The sequence below is a fragment of the Dactylosporangium siamense genome (genome assembly GCF_016862795.1).
Lineage (GTDB): Bacteria > Actinomycetota > Actinomycetes > Mycobacteriales > Micromonosporaceae > Dactylosporangium > Dactylosporangium siamense.
Genome location: NZ_BONQ01000032.1, coordinates 1 through 10,388, shown reverse-complemented (window position 1 = coordinate 10,388; position 10,388 = coordinate 1). Strand labels below are relative to the sequence as shown.

Annotated in this window: 9 protein-coding genes and 1 pseudogene; 5 read left to right on the top strand and 5 right to left on the bottom strand. The window is 72.6% G+C overall.

Features of this window, described 5'->3' with window-relative positions; translation table 11 throughout:
* A pseudogene (locus Dsi01nite_RS11015) lies at nt 1–835 on the top strand (hypothetical protein); the annotation flags it as partial.
* Between the two features lie 61 nt (nt 836–896).
* Here Dsi01nite_RS11015 and Dsi01nite_RS11010 read toward each other — a convergent pair.
* The 3 genes from Dsi01nite_RS11010 to Dsi01nite_RS11000 form a co-directional block, all read right to left on the bottom strand.
* Nucleotides 897–1,478 (bottom strand): dienelactone hydrolase family protein, encoded by a 582-nt coding sequence (locus Dsi01nite_RS11010; protein ID WP_203845992.1) that lies wholly within the window; start codon nt 1,476–1,478, stop codon nt 897–899.
* 30 nt (nt 1,479–1,508) lie between these two features.
* Entirely contained in the window at nt 1,509–3,155 is a 1,647-nt protein-coding gene (locus tag Dsi01nite_RS11005; protein WP_203845991.1) for an AMP-binding protein, read from the bottom strand.
* 104 nt (nt 3,156–3,259) lie between these two features.
* Entirely contained in the window at nt 3,260–3,850 is a 591-nt protein-coding gene (locus tag Dsi01nite_RS11000; RefSeq protein ID WP_203845990.1) for a dihydrofolate reductase family protein, read from the bottom strand.
* Between the two features lie 131 nt (nt 3,851–3,981).
* Here Dsi01nite_RS11000 and Dsi01nite_RS10995 point away from each other — a divergent pair, with 131 nt between their 5' ends.
* Entirely contained in the window at nt 3,982–4,986 is a 1,005-nt protein-coding gene (locus Dsi01nite_RS10995; protein WP_203845989.1) for a sigma-70 family RNA polymerase sigma factor, read from the top strand.
* Between the two features lie 18 nt (nt 4,987–5,004).
* Here Dsi01nite_RS10995 and Dsi01nite_RS10990 read toward each other — a convergent pair whose 3' ends face one another.
* Nucleotides 5,005–5,586 carry an HD domain-containing protein gene (locus Dsi01nite_RS10990; RefSeq protein WP_239135823.1) on the bottom strand — a complete coding sequence of 194 codons (582 nt, stop codon included), beginning with the start codon at nt 5,584–5,586 and terminating at the stop codon, nt 5,005–5,007.
* Nucleotides 5,587–5,794: 208 nt separating this feature from the next.
* Here Dsi01nite_RS10990 and Dsi01nite_RS10985 point away from each other — a divergent pair, with 208 nt between their 5' ends.
* Genes Dsi01nite_RS10985 through Dsi01nite_RS10975 form a run of 3 tightly spaced genes read left to right on the top strand, consistent with a single transcriptional unit; the run spans nt 5,795 to nt 9,851 of the window.
* Nucleotides 5,795–7,216 (top strand): FGGY family carbohydrate kinase, encoded by a 1,422-nt coding sequence (locus Dsi01nite_RS10985; RefSeq protein ID WP_239135824.1) that lies wholly within the window; start codon nt 5,795–5,797, stop codon nt 7,214–7,216.
* Entirely contained in the window at nt 7,213–8,592 is a 1,380-nt protein-coding gene (locus Dsi01nite_RS10980; RefSeq protein ID WP_203845987.1) for an NAD(P)/FAD-dependent oxidoreductase, read from the top strand. The genes Dsi01nite_RS10985 and Dsi01nite_RS10980 overlap by 4 nt, the downstream gene beginning before the upstream one ends.
* Entirely contained in the window at nt 8,589–9,851 is a 1,263-nt protein-coding gene (locus Dsi01nite_RS10975) for an NAD(P)/FAD-dependent oxidoreductase (protein WP_203845986.1), read from the top strand. The genes Dsi01nite_RS10980 and Dsi01nite_RS10975 overlap by 4 nt, the downstream gene beginning before the upstream one ends.
* Here Dsi01nite_RS10975 and Dsi01nite_RS10970 read toward each other — a convergent pair.
* Nucleotides 9,821–10,291 carry a methyltransferase family protein gene (locus Dsi01nite_RS10970; protein WP_203845985.1) on the bottom strand — a complete coding sequence of 157 codons (471 nt, stop codon included), beginning with the start codon at nt 10,289–10,291 and terminating at the stop codon, nt 9,821–9,823. The two genes, Dsi01nite_RS10975 and Dsi01nite_RS10970, sit on opposite strands and share 31 nt — an antisense overlap.
* Between the last annotated feature and the right edge of the window lie 97 nt (nt 10,292–10,388).

Below are 10,388 nucleotides of genomic sequence, written 5' to 3'. Positions count from 1 at the left end.
CGACGACGCGCCGGCGACCACCCCGCCACCGGTGCCCGCGCCGGCTGCTCACGTCGCCCCGCCGGTCGCCGTCCCACCGCCCGCCCCGCCGGTTGCCGTGCCGCCGCCGCCCGCCCCGCAGGTCGCCGTCGCACCGCCGCCCGCCCCGCCGGTTGCCGTGCCGTCACCGCCGCCCGCTCCGCCGGCGGCGCCGGTGCGGCTCACCAAGGTCACGCTCACCAAGCAGGCGCCGACGGTCTCGCTCGCCAAGCAGGGCGGCACGTCCGGCACGCTCCGGGTCAACCTCAACTGGAGCATGCGCTCCGTCGAGAAGCGCGGCCTGTTCGGCAAGCGCTCGGTCACCCCGCAGGCGGACCTCGACCTGGACCTGTGCGCACTGTACGAGCTCAGCAACGGCCAGAAGTGGAGCGTCACCCCGCTCGGCGAGCGGTTCGGTTCGCTGACCGAGCCGCCGTACATCCTGCTCGACGGCGACGACCGCACCGGCGGATCCCTGACCGGCGAGAACCTCACGATCAACCTCGACCACACCGACAAGTTCCGCCGGATCCTCATCTACGCCAACATCTACTCCGGCGCGGACACGTTCGCCGGGCTCGACGCGGTCGCCACCATGTTCCCCCAGCACGGCGCCCCGATCGAGATGCGCCTCGACGAGTGCACGGTGAAGTCGGTGACGGTGGCCCTGTTCCTCATCGAGAACGTCGACGGTGAGCTGGTGGTCCGGCGCGAGTCGAACTACATCATCTCGAACGAGAACGGCTCGTGGGGCCCGCCGCTGGACGCCGCGTACAACTGGGGCATGAAGTGGAGCGCGGCGAAGCCGAAGTCCTGACCGGCCGGTGCGCCCGCGGGTCCGGTCATTCCGCCGGCGCGGGCGCTCCCGGACGCACCCGTTAGCTCGGCGGATCCAGCAGGTCGAGCGTCCGCGAGAGGAGCAGGGCGGTCGCCTCGGGCTCATAGGTCGGCAGCGAACTGTCGGCGAAATAGTGCTGATCGCCGGGGTACAGGAACAACTCCCCGTGCTTCGCCTGCGCGACCAGGTCCCGGGCGGCGTCGATGTCGCCCTCGCCGACGAAGATCGGGTCGGCGTCCATCCCGTGCACCTGGACCGGCACGTCGTCGGGCCAGGCGGCGCTGAACTCGGTGACCGGCACGCACGAGTAGCACAGCAGCGCACCGCGCGCCCCGGGCCGGGTCTGCGCCAGCAGCTGGGCGGGCAGCACGCCGAGGGAGAAGCCGGCATACACCAGCTCGGCCGGCAGTCCCGACACCGCCTCCGTGCCCCGCCGCAGGATCTCTCCGGGGAATCCGAGCTGCGTCGCGTACGCCATGCCCTCCTCGATGCTGCCGAAGGTCCGGCCGTCGAAGAGGTCGGGCGTGTGGACCGTGTGTCCGGCCCGGCGCACGTCGTCGGCGAACGCGACGACCCCCGGCGTGAGTCCCTGCGCGTGATGGAACAGCACCATCTCGGCCATGCCTACCTCCGCCCGTTTCCTGGCTCCACCCTATGCGTTCCTGATCGCGGCGGCGTCCTGCAGGCCGAGTTCGTCGACCGACACCTCGCGCATCTCCACCTTGCGGACCTTGCCGGTGACGGTCATGGGGAAGGCGTCGACGATCTTTACGTACCGCGGGATCTTGTAGTGGGCGAGCTTGCCGTGGCAGAACTGCCGCAGTGACTCGGCGGTGAGGGGCGGGGCGCCCGGCCGCAGTTGCACCCAGGCCATGAGCTCCTCGCCGTAGCGCTCGTCCGGCACGCCGATCACCTGGGCGTCGGCGATGTCCGGGTGGGTGTAGAGGAACTCCTCGATCTCGCGCGGATAGACGTTCTCACCACCGCGGATCACCATGTCCTTGATCCGGCCCACGATGTTGACGTAGCCGGCGTCGTCCATGACCGCGAGGTCACCGGTGCGCATCCAGCCGTCGGCGTCGATGGCGTCGGCGGTCTTGTCCGGCTCGTTCCAGTAGCCACGCATGACCGAGTAGCCCCGGGTGCGGAACTCGCCGGTCTCGCCACGCGGCACGGTCTCGCCGGTGTCCGGGTCCGCGACCTTGATCTCCAGGTGGGGGTGGACCCGACCGACGGTGGAGGTGCGCCGGTCGAGGTCGTCGTCGGCGCCGGTCTGGGTGGACACCGGTGACGTCTCGGTCATCCCGTAACAGATGGTCACCTGGGTCATGCCCATCTCACTGACGACCCGTTTCATCACCTCCACCGGGCAGGGCGAGCCCGCCATGATGCCGGTGCGCAGGCTGGACAGGTCGTAGTCGGCGAAGTTGGGCAGCGCGAGCTCCGCGATGAACATCGTCGGGACGCCGTACAGGGAGGTGCAGCGCTCGTCCTGCACCGCCTGCAGGGTGGCGGCCGGGTCGAACCCCGGTGCCGGGATGACCATGGTGGCGCCGTGGGTGGTGGCGCCGAGGTTGCCCATGCCCATGCCGAAACAGTGGTAGTAGGGCACCGGGATGCAGATCCGGTCGGCCTCCGTGTAGCCGCAGCCCTCGCCGACGAAGAAGCCGTTGTTGAGCAGATTGTGGTGACTGAGCGTGGCGCCCTTGGGGAAGCCGGTGGTGCCCGAGGTGTACTGGATGTTGATCGCGTCGTCGGCCGACAACTGGCCCGCCCGCTCGGCGAGCCGGCCGCGGTCGGCGGCGCGCCCGGTCGCGAGCAGCCGCTCCCACTCCGGATCCCCGAGGAAGACCACATCGCGCAGGTCGGGGCAGTCGCCGCGGACCTCGGCGACCATGGCCCGGTAGTCGCTGGTCTTGAACTGCGGCGCGGCGACCAGCACCGAGATGCCGGCCTGGCGCAGCACGTACGCCAGCTCGTGGGTGCGGTAGGCGGGGTTGATGTTGACCAGGATCGCGCCGAGCTTCGCGGTCCCGTACTGCACGAACACCCACTCCGCGCAGTTCGGCGACCAGATGCCGACCCGGTCACCCATGTGCACACCGAGCGCGTCCAGGCCCAGGGCACACGCGTCGACGTCGGCGTTCAGCTGCGAATACGTCCACCGCCGCCCGCTGGCGCACTCGACCAGTGCCTCATGATCACCGACCCGCGCCGCCGTCCGGTCCAGGTTGGCGCCGATCGTGTCACCGAGCAGTGCCACGCCGGTGCTGCCACGCGCATACGAATCTTCGGGCATCGTGCCTCCGCTCGCCGTTGACCGGGGTATTCGCCATTGTGCGGGAAATCCCGGGGGAGCGCCGCCCGGCCTGGCGCGAAACAGGCCGGGCTCATCGCTGTGCGTTATCCAGCCGTGCCGGCGTCCCGGGTGAACCCGTAGCTGACGAAGGCGATGCCGGCCCCGACGGTGCGGGCGCTGAGCAGGCGCATCGGCTTCGCGCCGCTGGTCTCGCCGAAGAGCCGCGCGCCGGCGCCGAGGACGACCGGGAAGATCATCAGCCGCAGCTCGTCGACGAGGTCGTGCTCGATCAGCGTCCGGCAGAGCTCGTAGCTGGCGTAGACGATGATGTCGCCGTCCACCGTGCGCCGCAGCGCCGAGACCGCCTGCACCGGGTCGCCGGGCAGGACCGTCGCGTTGCTCCAGAGCGCCTGCTGCAGGGTGGTCGACACGACGTACTTCGGCAGCTCGTTCAACCGGTCCGCGAACGCGCCGTCCCGGGACAGCCACCGTGAGGCGAACCACTCGTCGCTGCGCCGGCCGACCAGCAACGCCGCGGCGCTCAGCGCCTCGTCGAGCTCGACCTGGGCCCACGCCTCGAGGTCCGCGCCCCCGTGCCGGTGGAACCAGCCGCCGAGCCGGAAGCCCTCCTTGCCGTCGGGGTCCTCGACCACGCCGTCGAGCGACGAGTTCGTGGTGATGATGATTCTGCCCATCTCGTGGGTCTCCTTACCGAGGTTGACTGTGACCGGTGATGCAGACACCGGGACCGTCGTAAAGGGGGCGCCCCCTTTCACCGCCGGCCGGTGTCTGTACACGGTGAACATGCGAACCTGGCAGGGAAGGGGTGAACCGCACCGTGAAGGAAGCGACCGCCGAGGCGTTCCAGGAGCTGACCGAGCCGTACCGCCGGGAGCTGCAGGTGCACTGCTACCGGATGCTCGGATCGGTGCAGGACGCCGAGGACGCCCTGCAGGACACGCTGCTGGCCGCCTGGCAGGGCTTCGCCGGGTTCGAGGGACGATCCTCGCTGCGCACCTGGCTCTACCGCATCGCGACCAACCGCTGCCTCAACGCGCGCCGGTCGGCCGGCCGGCGCCGGGCCAAGGAGTGGGACGTGCCGAACGTCGTACCGCCCGAACCGACCGGCCGCGGCGAGGTCGTCTGGCTGGAGCCGTTGCCCGACGCGATGCTCGACGGGCCGGCCGGTGGCTGGTCCGGCGGCCCACTCGGCCCACTCGGCCCGGAGGCGCGTTACGAGCAGGCCGAGGCCGTATCCCTGGCCTTCGTGACCGCCCTGCAGCTCCTGCCACCGCGCCAGCTCGCGGTGCTCATCCTGCGCGACGTCCTCGGGTTCCACGCCGCCGAGGTGGCCGGCATGCTCGACTCGAGCGTCGAGTCGGTGAAGAGCGCCCTCAAGCGGGCGCGGGCCACCCTGGAGTACCGGCGGCCGTCGGCCCCACCACCCACCGCCGGCTCGCCCGCCGAGGAGGCGATCGTGGCGGCGTTCGCCCGCGCCTGGGAGTCTGCCGACATCGACGCTATCGTGACCCTGCTGACCGACGACGCCTTCGTGTCGATGCCGCCGATGCCGTTCGAATACGCCGGCCGCGCCGTCGTCACCCACTTCTTCGCCGGCATCTTCCGCTCCGGCCGCCGGTTCGACCTCGTCCCGACCCGGGCCAACGGACAGCCCGCGTTCGGCGCGTACCTGCGTTCCCCCGACGGCGTCAGCCACGGGGTCGGCCTGTACGTCCTCACCCTGGCCGATGACCGGATCCGCGCCCTGATCCGCTTCGAGAACAGCGTCCTTCCACGCTTCGGCCTGCCGAGATCCATCCCGAGCCGCTGACGGACCAGCGCAGCCTGTTCAGGCGGTTGTGAACTGTTCTGCGCCGCGGAGGCGGTGCTCGACGCGTTCGGCGGCGGCGAGGATGTCGGGGGCGCGCAGGTGGTGGACGCGGGCGTTGTCCGAGGTGGCGCCGTGCCGCGCGAGCATCTCCGCCATGCGGGCCCGCACGTCGACGCGGGTGCCGTCCGGGCCGATGGTCTGGTCGGCGTAGGTGAGCGCGTCCGCGACCGGTGACAGCTCGCGCGGGAACTCCGCGAGCTCGTGGTGCAGGCCGCGGACCTCGGCGACGTAGCAGGCGCCGGAGTGGTGGGCGACCAGGGCGCTGATCCGGGCGGTCCAGCCGGAGCGGCGCAGGAACCGGGCGCCGTCCAGGGGGTGGAAGCCGGTGTCGATGACCGGTTCGGCGTAGCCGATGTCGTGCAGCCAGGCGGCGGTCACGACCCGGTCGCGGTCGGCGGCGTCCATCGTGGCGCACAGCTCGGCGGCCCGGCGGGCCACGCCGGCGGTGTGTGCCCACCGCAGCGGCAGGTCGGTGAGCAGCGACTCGGCCAGATCCCGGGCCGCGGCGACGCCGACCCGAGGCCGCACCATGGTGGTCATAGGCACGACGGTAGGACCCGTCCTGCCGAGCGCCGAGGCTCCGAAGGCGGAGTTCATGCCCGCAACATCTGCTGTTCACCTTCGCGGTGGCGGGCGGCGCGGCCGGCAACCGACCGGTCACGCGGCGTGGGCCTGAGCCCCGGCTGGTCGCGTCCCGTCGATCTTGCGCGGCGGAGCTGGTATACACCGACGTGGAGGCGACGTGGACATGCACATTCTCGCGATCGACCAGGGTACGTCGGGCACGAAGGCCATCGTCACCGGCGCGGACGGGACGGTCCTCGCGATCGCCGAGGAGCCGCTGCGGCCCGGCTACCTCGCCGGCGGCGCCGTCGAGCAGGACCCGCTCACGCTGCTGGACTCCGTGTTCACCGCCGGGCGCCGTGCGGTCGCCGCCGCCGGGGTACCCCTCGACGCGGTCGCCCTGGCCAACCAGGGCGAAACGGTCCTCGCGTGGGACCGGGACACCGGAGCGCCGCTCACCCCGGCCGTGGTCTGGCAGGACCGGCGGGCCGAGGCCATCTGCGCCGCGCGGGCCGAATCCGCCGCGAAGGTGGCGGCGCTGACCGGGCTGGTCCTCGACCCGTACTTCTCCGCGCCGAAGATGCGCTGGATCCGCGACAACCTCACCACCGGCGGGGTCGTCACCACCACCGACACGTGGCTCGTCCACCAGCTGTGCGGCGCGTTCGTCACCGACGCGTCGACGGCCAGCCGATCGCTGCTGCTGGACCTGGACTCGGGCCGGTGGCACGGCGAGCTGCTGGACGTGTTCGGGCTCGGCGCCGAGGCGCTGCCGGACATCGTGGCCAGCGACGCGGTCGTCGGCAGCACCGGCGCGTTCGGCGGGGACGTCCCGGTGACCGGGCTCATCGTCGACCAGCAGGCGGCGCTGCTGGCCGAGTCGTGCCTGACCGCCGGGACGGCGAAGTGCACCTACGGCACCGGCGCGTTCCTGCTCGCCCAGCTCGGTGGCGCTGCCGTCCGGTCCCGGTCCGGGCTGTCCACGTCCATCGCCTGGCGGCTGCGCGACGCCGTCGACTACTGCGTCGACGGGCAGGTGTACACGGCCGCGTCCGCGGTCCGCTGGCTCACCGACCTCGGGCTCATCACCGGCGCCGACCAGCTCGACGCCGTCGCCGCCGCGGACGGCGCCGGCGTGCTCTGCGTGCCGGCCCTTGCCGGGCTCGCCGCCCCCTGGTGGGACGCCGGAGCGACCGCGTCGTTCAGCGGCATGACGCTCAGCACCGGCCGCGGCCACCTCGTCCGGGCCGTCCTGGAAGGCGTCGCGGCGCAGGTCGCGGCGCTGACCGCGCTGGTCGGCGACGACCTCGGCACGCCGCTGAACAGGCTGCGGGTCGATGGCGGGCTGACCCGGTCGCGGGTCCTGATGCAGGCCCAGGCCGACCTTGCCCAGCTGCCGGTGGACGTCTACCCGTCGCCGCACGCGACCCCGCTGGGCGCCGCCGCCTGCGCCGCCCTCGCGCTCGACCCGGCGCTCACCGCGGCGGACGTCACCGGCGGGTGGCGGCCGTCGGCGACGTACGAGCCCGAATGGTCCGCGGACCGGGCCGCCGACCATCTCGCCCGCTGGCACGCCGCGGCCGCCGCCACCCTGTCGACGCCATGACCACCGACTTCGACATCGCCGTCGTCGGCGCCGGTATCGTCGGCGCCGCGATCGCCCGGCTGCTCGGCGGTACGTCGCTCACCGTGGCGCTGATCGAGGCCCGCGACGACGTCGGCGACGGCACCAGCAAGGCCAACACGGCGATCCTGCACACCGGGTTCGACGCGACGCCCGGGACCCTCGAGGCGCGTCTCGTCGCTCGCGGGTACGCGATGCTCGGCGACTATGCGGCGGCGACCGGGATCCCCGTCGAGCGGACCGGCGCGCTGCTGGTCGCGTGGACCGACGAGCAACTCCAGACGCTGCCGGCGTTGCGGGGCAAGGCGGAGCGTAACGGGTACACCGGCTGCGAACTGATCGAATCGGACGAGGTGTACCGCAGGGTGCCCGCCCTCGGCCCCGGCGCGCTGGGCGGCCTGACCGTGCCCGGGGAGTCGATCACCTGCACGTGGACGACGAACCTGGCCCTCGCGATCGACGCGGTCAACCGCGGTGTGACGCTGCTGCGCGGGCGCCGGGTCACAGGCGTCGAGGTCGGCCCGGACGCCACCCGCCTCACCTGTGCCGGCGGCGACGTCACCGCCCGGTGGGTCGTCAACGCCGCGGGGCTCGGCGCCGACGTGCTCGACGGGTTGTTCGGCCACGCACGGTTCACGGTGACGCCGCGCCGCGGTGAGCTGTTCGTGTTCGACAAGCTGGCCCGGCCCCTCGCCCCGTGCATTGTGCTGCCGGTGCCGTCGAAGGCCGGCAAGGGGGTCCTGATCAGCCCCACCATCTACGGCAACGTCATGCTCGGCCCGACCGCCGAGGACCTCGAGGACCGCACCGCCACCGGCACGTCCGAGCGGGGCCTCGCGTTCCTGCTCGACCGCGGCCGAGAGCTCATGCCGCAGCTGCTGGAGGAGGAGGTGACCGCGACGTACGCCGGCCTGCGCGCCGCGATCGACCGCGACGACTACCTCATCGACGTGGATGCCCTTCATCGGTACGTGCTTGTCGGCGGGATCCGCTCCACCGGGCTGACCGCAGGGATGGCGATCGCCGAGCACGTCGGCGGCCTCCTCGGCGAAGCGCTCGACCTGACACCACGCCCGTACCTGCCCGACCCGCCGCGGATGCCGAATCTCGGTGAGGCCGGGGTACGCCCGTACCAGGACGCGGCGCGGATCGATGCGGACCCGGAGTACGGCCGCATCGTGTGCTTCTGCGAGCGGGTCACCCGCGGCGAGATCCGCGACGCGTACCGCTCACCCATCCCGCCCGCCGACCTCGACGGGTTGCGCCGCCGTACCAGGGCGATGAACGGGCGCTGCCAGGGCTTCTACTGCGGCGCTCAGCTGGCCGCGCTCAGCGGCTCGCCCGGTGACTTCTCGTGATCGAGCGGGTGCGGGTCGCGGTCGTGGGTGGCGGGCCGGCCGGGCTGACCGCCGCCGCCGCTCTCGCGCGCCGGCTCGGCGACGGGGTCCTGGTGCTGGAGCGGGAGGCGGAGACCGGCGGGATTCCCCGGCACAGCGACCATCTCGGGTACGGCCTGCGCGACCTGCGCCGCTTCGTCTCCGGCCCGGCGTATGCGCGCCGGTTGACGTCGGCTGCCAGCACCGCCGGCGCACGGTTGGCGACCTCGGCCTCGGTGACCGGCTGGGCGGGCGACCGCGCGTTGGAAGTCACCTCGCCGGACGGGCGCAGGGTCGTCGAGGCCGACGCGATCGTGTTGGCGACCGGCGCCCGCGAACGGCCCCGCCCTGCGCGGCGCATCCCCGGCGACCGGCCCGACGGCGTGTACACCACCGGGCAGCTGCAGCAGCTCGTCCACCTGTACCACCGCGACATCGGCAAACGCGCGGTCATTGTCGGCGCGGAGCTCGTGAGCTGGTCCGCCGTGCTCACGCTGCGCCACGCCGGCTGCCGGCCCGTGCTCATGACCACCCCGGACTCCTACGCGCCCTTCCGGCTCACCGGCAGGGTCGCATTCGGCGTGCCGGTCCTGGCGCGCACCCGGGTCGTCGCCGTCAACGGCCGTTCGCGGGTCACGTCCGTCGACGTCGAGGACCTGCGAACCGGGCGGCACCACCGGGTGCCGTGCGACACCGTCGTCTTCACCGCCGACTGGATCCCCGAGCATGAGCTGGCCCGCACCGGTGGGCTTGTTCTGGACGCCGGGACCCGCGGCCCCCGCGTCGACACGGGCCTGGCGACGAGCCGGCCGGGGGTGTTCGCGGCCGGCAACCTCCTGCACCCCGTCGACACCGCCGACATGGCCGCCCTGGACGGCCGGCACGTCGCGGCCACGGTCCTCGCCCACCTCGACGGCTCTGCCTCTGTTACCGCCGGTCCGCAGCTGAACTGCGAGGCGCCGCTGCGCTGGGTCGCGCCGCAGCTGATCCGTGCCGGCGGCCCTGTGCCGGTGCGGGGGCAGCTGCAGCTGTGGACGTCGCAGTTCCGGGCGCTGCCCCACGTCGTGGCCGTCCAGGACGGCCGCCGGATCGGCTCGGTCCGGCTGCCGTGGCCGGCCGCGCCGGGCCGGGTGTTCCGCGTCCCGTTCAGCCTCGTGGCCGGCGCCGACCCGACTGGCGGTCCGGTGACGATCGACCTGGCCGGGTTCGGTCACAGCCAGCGGCGCACTCGCCGCGTGTAGTCGTCGTACTGCGCGCCGAACCGCTTGCGGAGGAACCGCTCCTCGGGGCGGATCGCGCCCCAGAGGACGAGAAGCACCGCGGCCGGGAACAGCACAAGCCCCCAAAACGTGGGTGCCAGCAGTGCCAGCCCGAGGTAGAGCGTGAGCAGGCCGACGTACAACGGGTTGCGAGACAGACGGTACGGCCCCTCCTCGATCATCGCCTGGGTCGGCTGCCCCGGCAGCAGCCCGGTCTCGTGCCGGCGGAACAGCCACAGCGACCAGCCGTTCCACCCGACGAAGAACAGCACCAGCGCCCAGCCGAGCGGAATCCGCCACCCGCCGAGGTCGACCGGCTCACCCCAAACCAGCGTGGCCAGCCAGCCGACGAGCAGCGGTGCGCCGATCGCGACCGGTGGCCAGAGCCGGAACGCGACCGCATCCGCGGAACCGTTCACCATGCGCTCATTGTCGCAAGTGGTGGCAGGCCAGAGCGCACGCGCGGCTCGCGGCCCGAAACCTCGCTGGCCGGCTACCTCAGCCCGTTCCTGCCGACGA